The 20,870-nt window shown below is 41.1% G+C and carries 19 protein-coding genes; 7 read left to right on the top strand and 12 right to left on the bottom strand.

Annotated features, from left to right (window positions below; translation table 11 throughout):
* Positions 1–126: 126 nt before the first annotated feature.
* A complete protein-coding gene (gene hutZ / locus HRT96_RS16415) occupies positions 127–660 on the bottom strand; it encodes a heme utilization protein HutZ (RefSeq protein ID WP_293158917.1) in 534 nt (177 codons plus the stop codon).
* Between the two features lie 30 nt (positions 661–690).
* The gene (gene hutX, locus HRT96_RS16420; RefSeq protein WP_293158919.1) at positions 691–1,230 is read right to left on the bottom strand and encodes a heme utilization cystosolic carrier protein HutX; all 540 of its coding nucleotides are present in this window, start codon (positions 1,228–1,230) and stop codon (positions 691–693) included.
* A gap of 221 nt (positions 1,231–1,451) precedes the next feature.
* Between hutX and HRT96_RS16425 the strand changes: the two genes are divergently transcribed.
* The 6 genes from HRT96_RS16425 (at position 1,452) to folA (ending at position 6,012) form a co-directional block, all read left to right on the top strand.
* Positions 1,452–2,303, top strand: a complete 852-nt coding sequence (locus tag HRT96_RS16425; protein ID WP_293158921.1) for an ABC transporter substrate-binding protein — start codon at positions 1,452–1,454, stop codon at positions 2,301–2,303.
* A 16-nt stretch (positions 2,304–2,319) separates the two neighbouring features.
* Entirely contained in the window at positions 2,320–3,372 is a 1,053-nt protein-coding gene (locus tag HRT96_RS16430) for an iron ABC transporter permease (RefSeq protein ID WP_293158923.1), read from the top strand.
* Between the two features lie 3 nt (positions 3,373–3,375).
* Positions 3,376–4,164 carry a heme ABC transporter ATP-binding protein gene (locus tag HRT96_RS16435; RefSeq protein ID WP_293158925.1) on the top strand — a complete coding sequence of 263 codons (789 nt, stop codon included), beginning with the start codon at positions 3,376–3,378 and terminating at the stop codon, positions 4,162–4,164.
* A gap of 69 nt (positions 4,165–4,233) precedes the next feature.
* The gene (locus HRT96_RS16440; RefSeq protein ID WP_293158927.1) at positions 4,234–5,046 is read left to right on the top strand and encodes a threonine/serine exporter ThrE family protein; all 813 of its coding nucleotides are present in this window, start codon (positions 4,234–4,236) and stop codon (positions 5,044–5,046) included.
* Positions 5,043–5,510 (top strand): threonine/serine exporter family protein, encoded by a 468-nt coding sequence (locus HRT96_RS16445; RefSeq protein ID WP_293158929.1) that lies wholly within the window; start codon positions 5,043–5,045, stop codon positions 5,508–5,510. Before HRT96_RS16440 ends, HRT96_RS16445 begins: the two co-directional genes overlap by 4 nt.
* A 13-nt stretch (positions 5,511–5,523) precedes the next feature.
* Positions 5,524–6,012 (top strand): type 3 dihydrofolate reductase, encoded by a 489-nt coding sequence (gene folA, locus HRT96_RS16450; protein ID WP_293158931.1) that lies wholly within the window; start codon positions 5,524–5,526, stop codon positions 6,010–6,012.
* 103 nt (positions 6,013–6,115) lie between these two features.
* Here folA and putP read toward each other — a convergent pair whose 3' ends face one another.
* From putP to lptD, 7 genes are all read right to left on the bottom strand, one after another.
* Entirely contained in the window at positions 6,116–7,606 is a 1,491-nt protein-coding gene (gene putP, locus HRT96_RS16455) for a sodium/proline symporter PutP (RefSeq protein WP_293158933.1), read from the bottom strand.
* 210 nt (positions 7,607–7,816) lie between these two features.
* Entirely contained in the window at positions 7,817–8,641 is an 825-nt protein-coding gene (locus HRT96_RS16460) for a symmetrical bis(5'-nucleosyl)-tetraphosphatase (RefSeq protein ID WP_293158935.1), read from the bottom strand.
* A gap of 59 nt (positions 8,642–8,700) precedes the next feature.
* Entirely contained in the window at positions 8,701–9,078 is a 378-nt protein-coding gene (locus HRT96_RS16465; RefSeq protein ID WP_293158937.1) for an ApaG domain, read from the bottom strand.
* Positions 9,079–9,092: 14 nt separating this feature from the next.
* Complete coding sequence (gene rsmA / locus HRT96_RS16470) at positions 9,093–9,911, bottom strand: 16S rRNA (adenine(1518)-N(6)/adenine(1519)-N(6))-dimethyltransferase RsmA (protein ID WP_293158939.1); 819 nt, start codon at positions 9,909–9,911, stop codon at positions 9,093–9,095.
* Entirely contained in the window at positions 9,908–10,891 is a 984-nt protein-coding gene (gene pdxA / locus HRT96_RS16475) for a 4-hydroxythreonine-4-phosphate dehydrogenase PdxA (protein WP_293158941.1), read from the bottom strand. Before pdxA ends, rsmA begins: the two co-directional genes overlap by 4 nt.
* A gap of 12 nt (positions 10,892–10,903) precedes the next feature.
* On the bottom strand, positions 10,904–12,190 hold the full coding sequence (gene surA, locus HRT96_RS16480; RefSeq protein WP_293158943.1) for a peptidylprolyl isomerase SurA: 1,287 nt from the start codon (positions 12,188–12,190) through the stop codon (positions 10,904–10,906).
* 309 nt (positions 12,191–12,499) lie between these two features.
* Positions 12,500–14,899 (bottom strand): LPS assembly protein LptD, encoded by a 2,400-nt coding sequence (gene lptD / locus HRT96_RS16485; RefSeq protein WP_293158945.1) that lies wholly within the window; start codon positions 14,897–14,899, stop codon positions 12,500–12,502.
* A gap of 190 nt (positions 14,900–15,089) precedes the next feature.
* Between lptD and djlA the strand changes: the two genes are divergently transcribed.
* Positions 15,090–15,881 carry a co-chaperone DjlA gene (gene djlA, locus HRT96_RS16490; RefSeq protein ID WP_293158947.1) on the top strand — a complete coding sequence of 264 codons (792 nt, stop codon included), beginning with the start codon at positions 15,090–15,092 and terminating at the stop codon, positions 15,879–15,881.
* Here djlA and HRT96_RS16495 read toward each other — a convergent pair.
* The 3 genes from HRT96_RS16495 to rapA all read right to left on the bottom strand — a co-directional run bounded on the left by HRT96_RS16495 (position 15,878) and on the right by rapA (position 20,437).
* A complete protein-coding gene (locus HRT96_RS16495) occupies positions 15,878–16,675 on the bottom strand; it encodes a DUF3530 family protein (protein WP_293158949.1) in 798 nt (265 codons plus the stop codon). The two genes, djlA and HRT96_RS16495, sit on opposite strands and share 4 nt — an antisense overlap.
* A gap of 27 nt (positions 16,676–16,702) precedes the next feature.
* Positions 16,703–17,392 (bottom strand): pseudouridine synthase, encoded by a 690-nt coding sequence (locus tag HRT96_RS16500; protein WP_293158951.1) that lies wholly within the window; start codon positions 17,390–17,392, stop codon positions 16,703–16,705.
* Positions 17,393–17,524: 132 nt separating this feature from the next.
* Positions 17,525–20,437, bottom strand: a complete 2,913-nt coding sequence (gene rapA / locus HRT96_RS16505) for an RNA polymerase-associated protein RapA (RefSeq protein ID WP_293158953.1) — start codon at positions 20,435–20,437, stop codon at positions 17,525–17,527.
* Positions 20,438–20,870: the final 433 nt, after the last annotated feature.

Genomic DNA, 20,870 nt, shown 5'->3' on the forward strand with positions numbered 1-20,870 from the left:
GATGATATGAAAGTATATGATGAGAGTATGGAATAATTTGAGTTAGTCATCAAAAAGCAGATGAATAAATCCATCTGCTTCTATATCTATTTAAAGCTATATTTGTATCTTATCTTGAACTGGTGATTAAGCTTTAACTTCTTCTTTGACCTGCTGATGACCTTTTTCTAGGTGCACGAAGTCAATATCGTCATTACCGTTAACTGTATATGCTTTACCGAACCCCCTCACGTAGCGACCTGTTTGTGGTTCGATACGGAATAGACGGAAATCACTTAGCCCGCTTAGGTTAGTAATAATTTCACCAAAACGCGCTTCTAATGCTGGGATAGCCTGTGCCCATGTATTACTTTCACGATCAATCACTTCAGCGTTGGCTTTGTATGTTAGACGATGGCGGGCAAAGATTTGTTTAGCGCCTTGCTCATCTTCTAATAGCATGAAAGACAGATTCGGATTCGCGAGTAAATTCTGGGTATGCTCAGCAATTTCACTGATTAAAATGTAGTAACCATCTGCTAAACGTACAAAGGGTGCGTAACTAATATGTGGAAATCCATCTGCGCTTAATGTTGATAAAATTAACGTTTGACGCTCTTCTCTAAATTCTGCAATTTTTGGTTGCAAGCGATTCTCTAAGCGTTCTTGTTTGTTCATCATAATGACCTTCGTGTCTTCTGTTATTGATGTTTAATTGGTAACGATCGCAATTGTTTCGTTGTTTGCGGTTGTCGTTGATAGAGCATTAAAGCGTGCTATTTGTTCCGGAATTACTTGACCATCTTTATCTCGGCCAAGGTAAATCTTAAATATGCTGTTACCTTGATGGTCAAAGAACTGTACGCAATAACTTAATTTACCCTGAATGGTAGGTGTAAGCAGGGCAATTTCGGATATATTGTTAAGTTTTAAGTGGCCTTGTAAACCCTCACTGTCGTGGGATAAATTGTAATAACCGTAAGCATTTTTGCCTTTTGGGAACGGTGCTTTTACTTCAAATACAAAACCTGATACTTCGATAATACAAGTCACTTTCCCCCAGTCTGCGATCTCGGTTAATAAGTCTTGCGCTTGTTCAGCTGGCAACATAGTGACTTCTTGCTCAGGTGGTAATGCTTGGATCACCTGTAATTCAGTGCAGTTAAGTTTAAGTGCAACTTCAATGCTTCTTAATCGAGGTTGCTCTGCCTTTAACTGGCGAATTTCATTGCGGGTAGTGTTTTCTTGCATACTGTTTAGCCCTTTAAATGACCGATCGTTGAAGTGATACTAGCAGGTTAATATAGGTGAAGTGATAATGCAACCGGTTCGCATTTGCATTTGCATTGTCGGGGTTTGTTATTTACACTGTCGAGCGAATATGAGTTAAATTAAAATACTGTTGTTGAATCTCAATATGTATCTTTATTTAACTATAAACATTATTAAACTAACACTGGGTTGGAATTAAGATGAATAAGGTTTGGATTAGCGTTTGCTGTTTATTATTGTCATTCGGTAGCGTGGCTGGAGACCGTATCATTAGTGCGGGCGCGGGTGTTACTGAATTATTAATAGCCTTGGACAAACAAGATGATCTGGTTGCTGTCGATTTGACTAGTCGCTATCCGGCCGTATCGAAATTACCTGTGGTTGGTTATCACCGCCAATTGTCTGCAGAAGGGCTATTATCATTAGCACCAGATACCTTGATTGGTAGTAGTGAAATGGGCCCGCAATCCACACTTGATCTGTTAGTACAAAGTGGTGTCGAGGTGCTGGTATTACCGACCGAAACAACTACAAAAAATTTGCTTGATACCATTACCTTACTCGGTGATAAATTAGATCGGAAAGTACAAGCTAAACAATTAATTAGCAAGCTTGAACATGACATTAACCAGTTAGAAAAAAATCAACAACAAATCAATACACCTAAAAAAATGTTGTTCTTATTGTTGAATGATAAAGGTACTTACACGGCCGCAGGCAGTAATACGACTGCACATTCGGTGATGACATTAGCCGGCGCGGTTAATCCAGCCGCAGAGCTAAATTCTTATCAGGCATTATCCGCGGAAGCATTCTTAGCGATGGCGCCAGAAAGTATTTTAGTCAGTGGCCGCCATTGGAAGAAATATCAAGATCTCGATACCTTAATGGCAGCAATGCCATTATTAGCACAAACGCCTGCGGGTCGTAATAAAGCGATTTATGTGATTGATGGCAAAGCGCTAATCGGTGGCTTAGGCTTGAATAGTATTGAGCAGGCCAAGCAGTTACAGCGTAAGTTATACCCGCACTTATCTGCTAATTTAGATTAATTGATAAAGGGTACCTATGTTTGTTAATAGCCGTTGGCCATTGTTGTTACCTAGTTTGGTGTTGTGCTGCCTTGCTTCTATGGTGGTGTTATCTGTTTCAGTTGGGCCAATGGCAATCTCGTTTGTCGATAGTATCAAAGCATTATTGGTGAATTGGGTTAATTGGCAATCGCCAGTAAGTACTCAAAACGTCATCGTGGTGAGTAATATTCGCTTGCCTCGCACACTACTTTGTTTATCCATTGGCGCTATATTGGGTTTAACCGGTGCGGTTATGCAAGGGGTGTTTCGTAATCCGCTAGCGGATCCTGGTATTATGGGCGTCAGCAGTGGTGCGGCACTGGGGGCGGGTTTAGGTATTGTTATTTTTGCCGACGTGATGGTTGATTTACCTAATTGGTTACAGCTTAGTACGGTATCTTTTTTTGCGTTTACCTTTGCATTAGCGGTTTGTTTACTGGTCTACAAATTAGGGACCAGTAGCCAAGGCAGCTCTGTGGTGGTGATGCTGCTGGCCGGTGTGGCCATTAGTGCGATTGCCGGGGCGGGTATGGGCATGCTAACTTATATTGCCGATGATCAAAGCTTGCGTGATTTGAGTTTATGGCAAATGGGCTCAATGGCGGGCAGTAATTGGCTCAGTATTACTCTCAGCAGTATTACGCTGGTATTTTTGTTGGTGGTATTTATGTCATCAGCGAAAGCATTGAATATTCTATTACTCGGTGATGCAGAAGCTGTCCACCTCGGCATCGATATTGTGCGCTTAAAACGACGTTTAATCTTTTGTTGTGCGATAGGGCTAGGTATCGCGGTATCGATTGCTGGGATGATCGGATTTATTGGGCTGATTATTCCGCATCTGGTGCGTTTGTTAGTTGGGCCTAATCACCAACGTGTATTGCCATTATCGGCCATGTTCGGCGCATTATTGCTATTACTTGCGGATATACTTGCGCGTACTGTGATGGCGCCAAGTGAAGTGCCTGTGGGTATTATTACTGCGTTATTAGGCAGTCCTTTCTTTATTATTTTATTGTTACAACAACGCTCTAAGTTAGGGATATAAACTATGTTAAGCATGACCGCACCGGTACTGCATTGCCAGCAGCTTAATTATAGTATTGCCGGTAAATGTATTTTTAATGATCTCAATTTGACGTTAGATGAAGGGGAGTTTTTGGCTGTTCTAGGCCCTAATGGTGCGGGTAAAAGTTCATTGTTCAAAGCCATTACCGGAGAGTTGAAACCTACTTCGGGGACGATATTCTTAAATGGCGAAATGCGTACAGATATTAGTATGAGTGACATTGCCAAAACACTGGCAGTATTACCACAAAGCGCCAACTTAAGTTTCTCATTTCAGGTGATTGATGTGGTACTGATGGGCGGCTTACAGGCGGGCTGTGGTCAAGCTAAAGTGCAGGATCTCGCTGATAAAATCTTAGCGGAACAAGAGATTGTCCATTTAAGAAACCGTGCTTATCCAACATTATCAGGTGGTGAGAAACAGCGGGTGCATTTCTCTCGGGTATTATTACAGCTGGCTGTGGGTAATAAGAACAAACCACAGTTATTATTATTGGATGAGCCTACCGCGGCTTTGGATATCAATTATCAACATCAATTATTAAAGAGCGCCAAGCATTTAGCACAGGCGGGTGTGGCGGTTATAGCGGTATTACATGATCTTAATTTGGCGGCCAAGTATGCTGACCGGATCATTTTATTGAAGGACGGTAATATCTGCGCTAATGGCTGTGCCAAGCAAGTGGTGACAACCGATAATATTCGTCACGTTTATGGTTATGAAAGTACAGTGATTAATCATGCCGAGTTTTCACATCCAATTATCATGTAGTGCTGTTTGTTTGTACGCTTTACGGCTACAATCGACCATTCAATAAGTGATAGATAGCAAGATGTAGTCATGAATAGTGGATGTAATGAACACAGGGTTAATCACAACGTAAATATTAGCCATGAACAGCAAGCATTGATTACGCGCGTGATCGTGCGTGCCGGGCAGTTATTACAAGCTTATAACGCTGAAAGTCGAATTATAGAACAGACAACGGAACGCCTTGGCATAGCATTTGGGCTAGAAAGCGTCGAAATTGCACTGACCTCTAAAGCCATCATTCTTACCTCTCGATTTGGCGATAACTGCATAACGACCACGCGTACGATGAAAGCCCATGGTATAGATATGGGGATCGTGTGTGAAGTACAACGCATTTGTATCCTTGCCGAAAAGCAGATTTATGACGTCGAGCAGGTAAAGCAACGTTTAGATAACTTAGCGGTGTCGAAATACAATTCAGTCATCGTCGCTTTTTTTGTGGCTTTATCCTGTGCCTGCTTTAGTCACTTATTTGGTGGCGATAGCATTATATTTATCTGCACTTGGTTAACGAGTTTCATTGCGATGCGTATTCGCCAATGGTTAACTCAATTACACCATAACTTACTCACGGTGTTTTTTATAACGGCATTCACCGCCACCTTTATAGGTAGTTTTGCCAGCGGCCTTGGTTGGGGTAATGAACCTGAGCTGATCATGATCACCAGTGTGTTACAACTCGTGCCTGGTTTTCCATTAATTAATGCGGTATCAGATATGGTCAAAGGCCATGTCACCATCGGTATGGCACGATGGATGACGGCAACATTGTTAACACTTGCTTCTGCACTCGGTATTGTCTTGGCGGTGCAGTTAGCGCAACAAGGAGGCTGGCTATGAGTGAACTATTACTGATGCTGGTGGATGATGCGGTGTTTGCGGGTATCGCTGCATTCGGCTTTGCACTGTTATTCAATGTGCCCAGGCAAGCGCTTGTGGCCTGTGTGTTATTTGCCGCCAGTGCCCATGCGGTACGCTCACTGTTATTACACGTAAACGTGCCGATTGAGTGGGCATCATTTATTGCTGCGACCTTACTGGGGCTGGCAACTGTACCTTGGTCTCGGAAAGTGGTGATCCCACGGCCTGTGGTGACGGTTGCCGCTATTATTCCGATGATCCCTGGGGTGTATGCGTATAAAACCATGACCGGGTTGATGACGTTACACCATCAAGGTTATAACGCTGTGTTACAGCAGCAAATTGTTGAAAATGGTTTATTGACTATTTTTATTTTGATTGGCTTAAGCTTTGGTCTGGCGATTGCGCCTGTGCTGGTGTACCGTAACAAGCCTATAGTTTGATTAAGGAGCCGTTGTGATTGTTTCCATGATTGCCGCACTGGCAAATAACCGCGTAATTGGTTTAGATAATAAGATGCCGTGGCATTTACCTGCTGAGTTACAACTGTTTAAACGTGCAACGTTAGGTAAGCCTATTGTAATGGGGCGTAATACCTTTGAATCAATTGGTCGTCCATTACCGGGACGTTTAAATATCGTATTAAGTCGCCAAACAGATTATCAACCAGAAGGTGTGACTGTTGTGGCGACCTTAGAAGATGCTGTTGTGGCTGCTGGTGATGTGGAAGAGTTAATGATCATTGGTGGTGCTACGATTTATAACCAGTGCTTGGCTGCTGCTGACCGTTTGTATTTGACGCATATTGAATTAACGATCGAAGGGGATACTTGGTTCCCTGATTATGAGCAGTACAATTGGCAAGAAATTGAACATGAATCTTATGCGGCAGATGATAAAAACCCGCATGATTACCATTTTAGTTTACTCGAACGAGTGAAGTAGTCATGTGTTAACTGACGAGTGACATTACTCTGAACTAAACTGGAAAATAAAATGCCGCGCTAGTGATAGCGCGGCATTTTTTTATCGTTATTGCTGGTGGTTGTTACGCCATGGTATCTAAACCAGACTCGAACTCGTCGAATTGCGCGTGGATACTTTGGTCTTCTTGTTTACCTATCAGTGAAATGATAATAATCGCTAGAGAAGCAAAGATGATTCCTGGTACGATCTCATACAGGTCAAAAATACCGCCACTTAATTGTTTCCATACTACAACCGTTACCGCACCAATAATAATACCCGCAAGCGCGCCATTACGCGTCATACCACGCCAATATAGTGAGATAATTAATGCCGGGCCAAATGCGGCACCAAAACCAGCCCATGCATAAGATACTAAACCCAGTACCGAGCTATCAGGGTTAAGGGCAAGCAACAATGCAATGATTGACAGACCAACCACACCAAAACGACCAACAGTAACAAGTTCTTCACTTGTTGCTTGTGGACGTATTAGCTGCTTGTAGAAATCTTCAGCCAGTGCCGATGATGATACTAGTAGTTGTGAATCCGCTGTACTCATGATTGCAGCTAAGATAGCGGCAAGCAGAATACCAGCAATAACAGGGTGGAATATGCTGTTTACTAATAACATGAAGATAGTTTCAGCATCATCGATAGTGATGTTGTTAGTATTGGTGTAAACCAGCCCAACGAGACCGACTAGCATTGCACCAAACATCGACAATGAAGTCCAAACAACCGCAATACGGCGTGCTTTAACCAGATCTTTATTGCTACGTGTTGCTTTGAAACGCGCAAGAATATGTGGCTGACCGAAGTAACCTAGGCCCCAAGCGGCTAATGAGATAATAGCAATAGCGCTAAGGTCTTCACCTTTGCTGTTCTGCCAGATCGTCAGTAGTTCTGGATTAATATCTGCCATTGCCGATGCTAGATCGCTAAAGCTTCCATCCATTGCGCTAAGTGGCACGATTAATAGTGCTGCTGACATTAATAGACCTTGTACTAAATCAGTCCAAGAAACTGCAAGGAAACCACCGAATAGCGTATAAGAAACCACACATACAGTACCGAGTACAACTGCGACTTGATAATCTAGACCAAATACTGTTTCAAATAATTTACCGCCAGCCACTAAGCCTGAACTGGTATAGAACAAGAAGAACATCAGGATAAAGAATGCCGAACAAATTTGAATTGCTTTTGAGTTGTCTTTAAAACGACGCGATAGGAATTCTGGCAGGGTAATTGATTTGGTGACGATACTGTAGGTACGTAAACGTTTTGCGACAATTAGCCAGTTTAACCAAGTACCAATTAATAAACCACCTGCTAACCAGATCGCTTCCATGCCTGCGGCATACGCGTAACCAGGTAAGCCAAGTAATAACCAACCACTCATATCTGAAGCACCTGCAGATAGCGCTGCTGGCCAAGGACCTAAATTACGCCCACCTAAAAAGTAGTCCGTTGCACTTTTGGTTTGTCGATAAGCATACACACCGATACCCAGCATAACAGCAAGGTAAACAAGGAATGTAGCTGTAATAATGAAATTATTTTCAATCATGTATATAAGCCTTAGTTGTAAAGTTGTTATTTTTTACTTTTTATTTTTATAGCTAAACTCAACCAAATCATATCAATATACTTGTTCGCGGTGATATTGATGTGGGTTGGCTAAAAATTAGGGTGCAGTATATACGAATAATTATGTCATTACTTAACATAAGAGCAACACTGTGATAACCCGCTTATTATTTAATCTCACTCCAGTCAATTATGTCGCATGAACTTGGCATGGAACACAAAAAACTGCTTTATCTTCCCATCGCAACATGGTCAGGCTGTTGCCCCATACACAACCAGTATCAAGTGTTGTCGCATTTTCATGGTTGCAATTGCCTTCTAGTGCAGCCCAATGACCGAAAATGACATGGGCGCCATCAAGGTGTGAACCCGCGACTTCATACCAAGGAATATGCTGCATATTATTATTTTTTGCCGGAGAATGCTTGTTGTGAAACTCCAACTGTCCATCCGGTGCACAAAAACGCATACGCGTAAATGCATTAATAATAAAACGTAAGCGGTCAAAACCTTGTAACGTCTCTAACCAATAGTCGGGTTGTGCGCCGTACATATTCTCGAGTAATGCCAAGTAGTTATCACCACGCAGTTGTTCATGAACTTCTTCGGCATATTGTTTTGCTTGTTGCTGGCTCCATTGAGGGCTAATACCAGCATGCACCATAATAATATTGAATTCGTCATGGTTCGCAAGCAATGGTTGCTGACGTAACCATAATAACAATTCATCTTTATCTTCTGCTGCAAAGATCGCCTGCGTTTTATCCTTAGGGTTTAGCTTAGCTAATCCTGCGTCAATTGCGAGTAAATGTAAGTCATGATTGCCAAGTACTGTGACAGCCGCAGAGCCTAGCTGCCTAACAAAACGCAGTGTTTCTAATGATTTAGGGCCGCGGGCAACAAGATCCCCTGTTAACCAAAGTTTATCTTGGCGTGGATCAAAATTAGCTTGCTGTAACAAATGCTGCAGATCGTCGAAACAACCTTGAATATCACCAACAAAATAAGTTGCCATGTATAAGTTACCTTTCTAGCTGAACGTGAAGAAGTATGTGCGTTAACGCGTTTAATCGATTAGTGCAACAGATTCGGCGTGACAAGACGAAATGGCTCGACCATGATCACCACTAATTCACTGGCATTGAGTTGTACTTCGATCTTTCCTTGCACGATACTCAATGGAGAATGGGTAATTATATCATTGCTATAGCAAAAATCTTGCTGTGAAGAGATAAGATAGTCATTATCTTGAAAAGGATTGTTTAATTTGGAAACCGTGCCGTCACCGTCAGTGAGTAATAGCTGGATACTTGATAAGTTAACAGACTGGCTTAATGGATTGGTTAACGTAATAGTATAAGTAAAGAAGTACCTGTGTTGTGCTGGTACAGATACTTCTTCGACATATTCGGTGTCAATGATAAGAGTGAATGAATCTGCGACACTTACCATTGATACGGACCGTCTTAATCCACTGTTTTCATTGGATTATCGGTGACGAAATTGGCTATCGTAACATAGTTTTCAAGCGTCAAGTTTTCTGGACGTAGAGACACGTTAATACCTAGCGCTGCAATGTCATCAACCGAAATCACCTTTTTCAAGCTATTACGAATGGTTTTACGACGTTGATTAAAGGCATTTCTCACTACATGGTTAAGTACTTTTAAGTTTTTTGCTGGATGCGGTAATACAGTATGTGGTTCTAAACGAACCACCGCTGAATCTACTTTTGGTGCCGGTCTGAATGCTTCAGGGCCGACTTCAAGTACCGGTGTTACTTTACAGTAGTATTGCGTCATTACTGTTAAGCGACCGTAACTTTTAGTGTTATGGTTAGCGGCTAAACGTTGTACCACTTCTTTTTGTAACATGAAGTGCATATCTTGGATATCTTCATGGAACTGAAATAAGTGGAACATTAACGGCGTTGAAATATTGTAAGGTAAATTACCAAAAATACGCATTTTCGTGTTCGGTTTGATTAACTGATTAAAATCAAAACGCATTGCGTCTGCTTGGTTAATGTCTAACTTTTTAGATAGTACCGGGTGTTGCTCTAGGCGTTCAGCAAGATCTCTATCCAGCTCTACGACTGTCATTTTATCGAGACAAGCTGCTACAGGCTCGGTTAAGGCGCCTAAGCCGGGACCAATTTCAATTAGGTTTTCACCTTTTTGCGGGTTAATCGATGCAACGATTTGATCAATTACATAGGCATCATGTAAGAAGTTTTGACCAAAACGTTTTTTCGCGGTGTGACCTAAATGGACCTTGTCGTTCATGCGTGTTTCTCTATCATTTCTATTGCTTGGTTTACTGCTGTAAACATACTGCCGGCGTCGGCTGTTCCAGTACCTGCAAGTTCAATTGCAGTACCGTGATCAACTGATGTACGGATAAAAGGTAAACCCAGGGTGATATTTACTGAGCTGCCAAAACCAACCGATTTTAATACCGGTAATCCTTGGTCATGATACATTGCTAATACAACGTCAGCATCATCAAGATACTTAGGTTGGAACAAGGTATCTGCAGGGAGGGGACCTGTCAAATCCATACCCTCATCACGAAGTTTCATTAACGTCGGAGAGATGATCTCAATCTCTTCGCGACCTAGATGTCCATCTTCACCTGCATGTGGATTGAGTCCACATACATAAATTTTTGGTCGTTCAATGCCAAACTTAGTTTTCATTTCAGCGTGAAGGATGCGAATAATATTACTTAATCGCTCTTCTGTGATCGCTTTTGCGACATACGCCAGTGGAATATGTGTGGTTACTAACGCAACACGTAGCCCCGTTGTTGCCAGCAGCATCACTACGTCAGCTGTTTCTGATTGCTGCGCAAAAAACTCAGTATGACCGCTAAAAGATACGCCGGCTTTATTAATAATGCCTTTGTTAACAGGGCCAGTGACGACAGCGCTAAATTCTGCAGACATATTCCCTTCACATGCAAATTGCAGTGTATCTAATACATAGCGACCATTCGCTACATCAAGCTTACCGGGTTCTGCGGATACCGCCATTTGCATAGGGGCGATAGTTAACGTACCAGCACGTTGTGGTTGTGCTGGTAGACTTGGATCATAGTCGATTAATTTAATCGTTTTACCAAGTATTTTTGCTCGAGATAAAATCAGCTCAGGATCGGCACAAAGCACCAATTCTACTGGCCAGTCTTGCTTCGTTAATTCCAGCACTAGGTCTGGGCCAATACCAGCAGGCTCACCTGGAGTAATTGCTATACGATGAGTCACATTTTCACCTGTTTACGATTCATTATTTAAAATACGAATATAAGCTTCTTGTTTTAATTCATTCAACCAAGCTTGGCTTTCTTCGACTGCACGACGATTATACAGTAATTGCCATGCTTTTTGGCGATTTGCTTTATCTGTCGTATCTTGTGTACGTCTATCAATTAGTTGCACTATATGCCAACCATGGCTAGAACGAAATATCGGACTAATTTCGCCTTTCTGCAAGTCTTGCAATGCTAACTTAAATGCGGGTACATAGATGTTTGGATCTGCCCAACCAAGCTCTCCACCTTTGATTGCTGAGCCAGTATCATCTGAATAGGCTTTAGCAAGCTCGGCAAAGTCAGCGTCGCCTGATTTAATACGCGTTAAGTATTCATTGAGTAATGATTGTGCTTTGTCATCACTTAAGATAACGGATGGTTTAATCAGAATATGGCGTGCATTAACTTCTTTGGTCAATACTGTTTCTACACCACGCATATCGCTAACTTGAATTATATGTAAACCAGCGCCACTACGAATTGGCCCGATAATATCGCCTTTTTTAGCATTGGTTACCGCTTCTGCAAACAATGTCGGCATTTCATTGATATTCATCCAACCCCAATCGCCGCCATCAAGCGCTTTGGGACCCGCTGAGAGTGCTAATGCAAGATTTGAGAATGGTTCTCCCGCGTTCAGCTGCGTTTGTATATCGGCGATTTTAGTTTGTAGGGCTTCCATCGTGGCATTATCTGCCTCGTTAGGTACGCGCAACATAATATGTTTAACACGGTATTGTCGGTTTTTCTGCCCTTGCTCATCAATGATGGCAATTAAGTTATCAACATCTTGATCGGAAATGGTAATTCGACGACGCATTTGCATACGTTGTACTTCGTTGGTTAATATCTGGGTACGAATTTCTTCTTTGTAGTCATTAAAATTGCCACCATCAGCAACCACACTTTGACGCAGTTGTTCTATCGTTTGGTTATTACCTTTAGCGATATTATTTAACGTATCTTCAAGCTGAGCATTGCTAATACGCATGCCCATTTTCTTGGCCATTTGCAGCTGTAAACTATCAATAATAAGTTTATCTAATGCCTGCTGAGTAAGTACCTCGTGCGATGGTAACGTTTGGCCTGCTTTGGTTGCCCGCGCTGTTACTGATCTGGTTAATGTATTCACATCACTAGCGAGAATGACTTCTGCATTAACAATGGCAATCACTTCATCAAGTTTGGTGAGTTCGGCCTGCGCTTGCCAACTCGTTACAACTATTACTCCAGATAACAGAGTCTTAAGCATTTTTTTAATCACTTTATGAATTCCTATTCAATATCGACTATAAGTGAGACAGCGGTAGGCTGAAAATTATCAATTTTTTACCACGGGAAATATGAGGATTGGCTAGTTTGCTGAAAACCGAGGTGAAAAAGTAAGCGGAAGTATACCTTGTCAGACCTTCAATGCAATCATCATGGGTTGTAAATCCCTGTTTGATTAATAACGGCTAGCTTTAACTGAGTTATTTATAGCCGTTATTATGCCCAAGTATCTTGACGTAACTTGGGTATCTATTCGAAATATTTATTTAAACGTGTTGATCAATCTATGCTATTCACGTAACTGGAATGGTTCACCGTATGAAAATAGACTTGAAGTACCGATGTTATTCATATCGTTACCAATGCCGCCAAGACCTTTTAGTTCAAACATTAATGTTGGGCCGCGATCAAAGGTTGTTTCATTGGTATTGATATTATGATTTTTTAAACGATAACCATAATCAAGGCGAATTGCCCAACAACATGATTCATATTTAATCCCCACAAAGGCATCTTGGGTTATTTTATTTTCAACATCATAATAATAACTCGCGCCCATATCCCACTGATTATTGATCGGTAAGATAAATTTGGATCCCATTTGGTTTATTCGGGAGTTAATGTTCTCATTTTTCGTTTCTAATATCGAAGACGTATCATCAATGTATCGATAGTTAAGTTGTATTTTTGGACCACTGTCAAAACGGTATTCGACAGCTGCATCAGCACGACGTACTAAGTCATCTTGAATTGCATATTCAATACTGTTATTGATGAATAAATTACGGCTTATTTTGACGTCTGCTTCCATTACGATACTGGATGTTGTTACGTCTTTGTTGTCTGTGTCCGGATGGTTTTCTGGTGCGATACCAATTTGGCTCTCACCAAAGTAAACGATTTGGCCAAGCGCAAAACGAAATCGTTCACTGCCTATGTCATCAAATACACGACTGGTTAAACCAATGGTTAATTGATTGGTATCGGCAATGCGGTCTAAACCACTATAAATACGGTCGCGATATAAACCGAGGAAATCTTGCTGGATCGTTGATGAATCGTAAATACCAATGTTATCTTGATTTTTATAAGGGATATATAAATACTGTATTTGGGGCTCTAACGTTTGCGTAATGGCATTTCCAAACCAAGATGTAGGTCGTTCAAAATTTAAACCTGCATGCAATCTGGCTGTTGGTATCACGCGAAATACTTGATCTTCCAGTTCACCTTTGTAGCCATTGGCGAAATTGCCATTATCTGACTCATTGAATGTTTGACTATAATAAGTCATCGGTAATTTAAACTCAGCAACCGCAAAACCTGCTGGACGTTTGTAAGGGAAACTAATCTGTGGTTCTATATGGGTTCGGATACCGCTGTACATATTGCTGTTAGAGTGAGAGAAATTTGTTATCTCGCTATACACGGACAGTTCAATGGGATTATTATCAAATTGTTGGTAACCGGTAAAAGAAATTTTCGGTAATACTTTATGCGGTGTTGAATCGGAATAATCATTTAGAATTTGAAAATCACGCACTTCAAATTGTGACGATGTCATATCCGTATTGTAAGTCAAGGCGGCGGTGCGTAGTAGCGTATTACTGTCTCTAGAGCCTGCTGAGGCATCTAGATCAGAAAAATAGTCATCATCACTTACTTGGGTGAAGTCCGCTGACAGACTTAGGTTGTCATTGAAATTACCGTCATGGCTCCAATGGTACAGACTACGATCAGAGTTGGTTTTTTTATCGTTAGCGAGGTATTCAACATTAATCTTACCACGCTGACCATCGACTAAATAACGGAATTTAGTGGTTAACTCTACGCCACGCTCTGACATGTAAGTGGGGATTATTTCCATGTCGTAGTTTGGTGCAATATTCCAATAAATTGGTTGCGAAAAGGTGATACCATTTTCTAATGAATTTTCAAATGACGGGAATAATAAACCCGTTCTACGTTTATCTGTAGTTGGATAAGTAAAATAGGGCATATAAAAAATAGGTACGTCTTTAAAGTACAAGGTTGCGTTATAAGCCTCGGCGGATTCATCAATATTGTCAATGTTGATCGATGATGCACGCAATACCCAGCTATTATCGCCAAAGGGACATTCAGTATAAGTAGAACGTTGCATTAAAATATTATCGCCACTATTGGTAATATAGACCTTTTTAGCTTCACCATTCGCCGCTTGACCGTGCAGTAGGTAATTGACATGTGTTAGCTCAGCATCTTTGGTATCTAAATTCGCTTTTAATGTTTTGCCTTTGATTGTCGATATACTGTCTTCTAATATAACGTTGCCTTCAGCCGTTAGAATATTAGTGAGTTGATAGAGAATAATTTCATCAGCAGATAGTATTCTATTACCTTGAGTAAAGTTCACATCACCTTGAAAAATGGCTTTGCTACCTTGGGTCACTTTAGCACTGTTTGATAATAGCTGGATCTGGTTATTTGCTTGGCTATCTGCAATCGGTGGTTTTATAGCGGGTACATAAGGGTAGCACTGTTTAAAAAGTGTTAACTCCGCTAATTCAGACGTAAAAATAGAATCGTCAATGGTTCTTGATGTACCATCTTCGTTAGTGATAATGGTGGCTGCGCTAGCTGAGAATACGACACCGCTGAGTGTTGATAATAAGGTGAAAAGGCGCATTTTAACAATCCATTTTGTCATCGATAATTTCATTAAAATTAAAAAATAGTTGAACATAATAATGCATATTACAGCGATAGACCATTTAATGACTGGTTTTATCCCGTAAACCTGTAAAAAGATGATGAGATTGATTGATTTGTTACATTTTAAACAGCCATAATACGATTCTTATATAAATATATGTCATTTTTGCTTGGTAGCTACTGTTATGAATATGTTGTTTTACATTTTATTATTCGCCATTGGTATGAAATTTGGTGGGTTTTTTGGGGCGGTTTTCATGGTCTGGGTTGGCTCGATATTAAAGCGCCAATTTGGTCCTCGACTCGGTATTGATACTCGGCCTGCCGCACATAAGCGTCAGGATATTTTCTTGCACACGTCATTTTCGGTGATGGGGCACATGGCAAAAGCGGACGGTCATGTGACCGCTGTAGATATTCATGTGGCGACGCAATTAATGGACCGGATGAAACTGACGGGTGAAACTCGTCGTGCAGCACAGGCGTCATTTAGCCAAGGAAAAGAAGCTGATTTTCCGTTAGAGCAAACTGTGCGCGATTTTCGTCGTGTGAGTGTGTTGCGCCGTGATCTGGTTAAAATGTTCTTGGAAATACAAATTCAGGCCGCGTTTGCTGATCACGAATTATCAAATTCTGAGCGTGATATTCTTCATCGTATCGGTGCGATCTTAGGGGTGAACAGCCAAGATATGGACAATTTATTGCAGATGATGGAAGCTGAGATTCGCTCTCACCGTCATGGCAGTAAAGTCAGTCGTGAAGAAGCATTAACTAATGCTTATCAACAGCTTGGTGTAAGTGAGAGTGATGATGATAAAACCATTAAACGTGCTTATCGTAAATTAATGAATGAACACCATCCAGATAAGTTAGTATCAAAAGGTTTACCAGAAGAAATGATGATTATTGCTAAAGAAAAAGCCCAAGATATTCAAGGTGCTTATGACGTAGTAAAAGAATCGAGAAAAATGCGTTAATACCAGCCTAGTTTGACCAACCAGCCATAAATCATTTGGCTGGTTGCAATCTGAGTTTCGACTTGCCCCGGTAAGCCAATCACTTCTATTTGTCTATAGTTTTCCTTGTTAATACGCTTTGCTGCGATACGCCTTTTTTCTGCTTCATCAATAACCGCTAAACTATCTGTCTGCGTATATAAATCTAATATCGGCGCGTTGAGTTGGTGCATTTGACTTATGAACTGTTTGGCTAACTCAGACGTTGGACTATGGGCGCTGAGTAATACAATCGCATCGACATAAATATCCGAGTTATTCACGAGTATATTTATGATCGCTGGGCAGTTAGCGCCTTGTAAAATAAGTAAGCGCTTACCATTCTTACTGGTGATTTTATCTTGTAACGTGAGTAGTTGGGCTTGTAAACGTTGCTCGGCATGCTCTGATTTCAAGGATTGACTTAATGGCGATACAGAATAGGTATGTAAGCCTTTATCACTGAGTTGATAGCGCAGCGTTTGAATTATATTGGGATTATTGGCTGAGGTATAAGTATCGGCAAATATCCAACTTGTACCGATGACTTTACCCGTGGTTTGTTCACGCCATAACGTTAAAAAGCGGTTATCTATATCACCCAACCAAGCCACTTCATTACTATCGCGATACTTTGTTAAGTCTTGATCAAACACGCGTTGTTGAGAAATAGGGAAGGTTATTGTTGGCTTACTCGTCACTTTATCGACTGCAGATTGTTCTATTGCTTGGGATGGTAAGCTAACTAATAGTAATAATACTAAGGCCTTAAACATTCATCATTCCTACATAAATCGTTGTGCTTAATCAATTGAAAAAGGCGGTTTAACCTTAAATTCTATTCTTTCAGACGTTAGGGGATGGTCAATTTCTAACATAGCAGCATGCAGTTGTAAATGTTCAGCGGCTGCCACGCCTTGTGCTGACGCATATAATTCATCACCTAAAATCGGCGTACCTAATGCTAACATATGTACTCGCAATTGGTGCGACCGACCGGTCACAGGTTTAAGCAATACTGTTGCGCTCGCTTGCTGGTTGTTATTGTTGCTTGCAGGTTGCTCTGCAATGACTTGCCAATGTGTCAACGCGGGTTTCCCGTCGATAAAGTCAATCATTTGCCTTGGCCTGTTGGGCCAATCACAACGTAAAGGTAAATCAATGCTGCCAGACTTGGTAGTTGGGATCCCCTCTAAACGCGCATAGTAGTACTTTGCGGTGGCGCGTTGTTGAAATTGTCTGCTGATGTGGCTTTGCGCGGCTTTGCTCAGTGCCATTAAGATCACACCTGAGGTACACATATCCAACCGGTGCACAATTGTTGCAGTGGGAAACCGTTCTTGGACCCGACTGGCAATACTGTCGGTATGCTCGGGTAATCGCCCTGGAACGCTTAATAATCCACTCGGTTTGTTTAAAACAATAATGGCATCGTCTTGATAAATAATATCTAACCTAGGGTGTTGCGGTGGAGCGTAAATAAAATCGGACATAGAGTATATACAATATAGTGAAGTGTTTAGAAGGTAAGCTGTAAATTATCGCTTGTTAATAATAACAATTTATAACAAAGGGGTGAACCGAAATTAACCCCTTTGTTGCTCGTCATTATAACGTGTTTTTAGTTAGCTTGGAGTAACCACAATAAAACGTACTGCATCTAATTTAAGCTGAGCGTTATTAATGTGCGTGGTGAGTTCTGCTGTTTGTTTTTCAATAAACGCCAGTTCTTCATCACGTACATTCGGGTTAATCTTCTGCAATGCTTGTAGACGTTCAAGCTCGACACTCATATTTTGCTGCATTTTTGCCAGTGCAGCGTTAGTGATTGCTTGCTTTTGATCTTCAGCTACCGCGGTTGATTTACCAATAAGATCATGGATAATCGTTTGAGATGCTGAAACGAGTTTCGTCGCTACATGGCGGTTAATCGCATTCAGCTGACGATTGAAACTGTCAAAGTCTACTTTCCCGGCTAAGTTATTACTGTTTTTATCCAGTAATAACCGAATTGGTGTTGCCGGTAAGAAACGATTAATTTGGCAATAAGGCGGTGCCGATGTTTCAACCACATAAAGTAGTTCTAATAAAATAGTGCCGGCAGGTAGCGCTGGATTTTTTAATAGTGAAACGGCGGTTGAGCCCGTATCAGACGTCATGATTAATTCAATGCATGCGCGTATTAATGGGTGTTCCCAAGTCAGGAAATGTACGTCGTCACGAGATAATGCGGTTTCACGATCGAAAGTAACTGTAATGCCGTCTTCAGCTAGATGTGGCAAACTTGGAACTAACATCTGATCTGTCGGTTTTAATATCAGCATGTTTTCGCCACGATCTTCTTGATTTATACCAATTACATCGAATAAGCGTATCGCAAAAATAGGCAGTACCGGACTATCATCATTGGCTTTTAGCTGTGTAATAATGTCGTCTGATTTACCCAAACCGTTAGAGTTCAATTCCAGTAAACGGTCGCGGCCACTTTCCATTTTTGCTTTTAATGCATCGTATTGACTACGTGTATCAGTGATTAATGCGTCTGTTGCGGCGAGATCAATTTCTTTTGCGGCTAGCTGAGTCAGTAATTCATCTTTTACTTCTGCAAAAATATCGCCACCGATAGGGCAAGTATACTCAAACGCATTTAAGCCATTTTGATACCAGTTTTGTAATACATCCTGTGCGGTATTGGTAAAGAAAGGGACGTGAATACTGATGTCATTTTTCTGACCGATACGGTCTAAACGACCAATACGTTGCTCAAGTAAATCAGGGTTTAATGGTAAATCAAATAATACCAGGTGTTGTGCAAATTGGAAGTTACGACCCTCTGAGCCAATTTCAGAACAAAGTAGAACTTGTGCTCCCGCATCTTCTTGGGCGAAGTAAGCACCCGCTTTATCTCGCGCTATAATCGACATACCTTCATGGAATACTGTGCCACGAATACCTTCACTCACCCGCAGTGATTCTTCGATCGACATCGCTGTTTCAGCATTGGCGGCAATCACTAATACTTTTTCATTTTTATTGGCAAGTAAGAAATCTTGTAACCATTCAACACGTGGATCAAAACTACACCAAGATGCGTCTTTGCCTTCGAATTGTAAAAAGATTTCTTCTGGGTATAAACCACGACGCGCAGCTTCTGCATAACTTGCTGAGCCATTCATCATTTGTGCGACTTTTAATGACGTTTTATATTGGTCTGGTAGCGTTAATGGAATCGGTTTGTAGTAGCGGGTTGGGAAGCCTTTAATTGCCGAACGTGTATTACGGAATAATAAACGCCCTGTGCCATGGCGATCTAATAATTGACTAATTATGGATTGTTTTGCTTTCTCGGCGTCTTCTGAACCGGGTGAAGTCTGGATTAAAGCCAGCTTGTCTGATATATCAGCTTCACTTAATAATTTAGTTAATGATGCTGCAGTCTCTGGTGACATGATGGGTGAATCTAATAGTTCTTGTGCTGCTTGTGCAATGACAGAATAGCTATTTTCTTCAGCAACGAATGCGGCATAATCATAGAAACGGTTTGGATCTAATAACCGTAAACGGGCAAAGTGACTTTCATGGCCAAGCTGATCCGGTGTTGCTGTTAGTAGTAGCACACCTGGCGACTTTTGCGCTAATGCTTCTACAACCTGGTATTCACGACTTGGTTCTGTTTCGCTCCATCTAAGGTGATGCGCTTCATCAACAACCAATAAGTCCCAATCGGCACCCACCGCTTGCTCAAAACGACGACGTTTTTTGCGTAAGAAGTCCAGGCTACATAAGATCAATTGTTCAGTTTCAAATGGGTTATCTGCTTCAGCGAGTGATTCGATACAACGCTCTTCATCAAAGATACTAAAGTGTAGATTGAAACGACGCATCATTTCTACTAACCATTGGTGTTGTAATGTTTCTGGTACCAGAATTAACACACGATTGGCAAGGCCAGCTGTCAGTTGTTGGTGGATGATCAACCCGGCTTCAATGGTTTTTCCTAAACCCACTTCATCAGCAAGTAAAACGCGAGGAGCATGGCGTTTACCCACTTCGGTGGCAATATGTAATTGATGTGGGATTAGACTGACGCGTGGACCTTGAATGCCATTTAATGCAGATTGTTGTTGAGAAAACTGATGCTGTAATGTTTGGTGACGTAAAACAAAGCGATCCATGCGATCGATTTGACCCGCAAATAAGCGATCTTGTGGTTTATTAAACTTAATAAAATTGTTCAGGAATGTTTCACGTAATGAAACTTCTTCACCGGTGTCTTGATGAATACCCATATAAGTAATGATACCTGAGCTTTCTGTTACTTCAGTAACGGTTAAACTCCAGTCTTCATGGGAGAGTACCTGATCACCGACATTAAACATGACACGCGTGATTGGCGCTTCGTTACGAGCATATAAACGGTTTTCACCACTTGCAGGAAATAATAGCGTTAACATTCTGCCTTCTATGGCAACTATTGTTCCTAATCCTAATTCTGATTCCGTATCGCTGATCCAGCGCTGACCAAGTTGGAAGGGCATGTATATTCAAACTCCAAAACCGTAAAAAGGGCGCATGTTACCTAAACCAGAGAGTTAGGTCACGTATTAAAGGCAAATTAAATAATAGTTTAAATTGACCCAGTAAGTAAATTCTACTTATATAAGTAGATGAAAATAGAAATATTGAATAATTAAACCAGAAATGATGATAAATCAGCTCAGAGCTAGCCGTAAAATAGATGCGTTAGTTAAACTATCGTTTGTTTTTAATTTGTTTTGTTTGAATTATGTTCGGTTTTTAAGGTTTATCTTTAAAATGGAATGAAATTTATAAAATTACTTGCCAATGTAACCCAGATCTCTATAATCGCTCCCACTGACACGGCAACAGTCGTTCAGTATGCTCTTTAACAATTTATTCAAGCAATCTGTGTGAGCACTTGCAGAGATATAATGACCAAATATTATATCA

Origin of the sequence: Moritella sp. (assembly GCF_013215705.1) — a bacterium.
Lineage (GTDB): Bacteria > Pseudomonadota > Gammaproteobacteria > Enterobacterales > Moritellaceae > Moritella.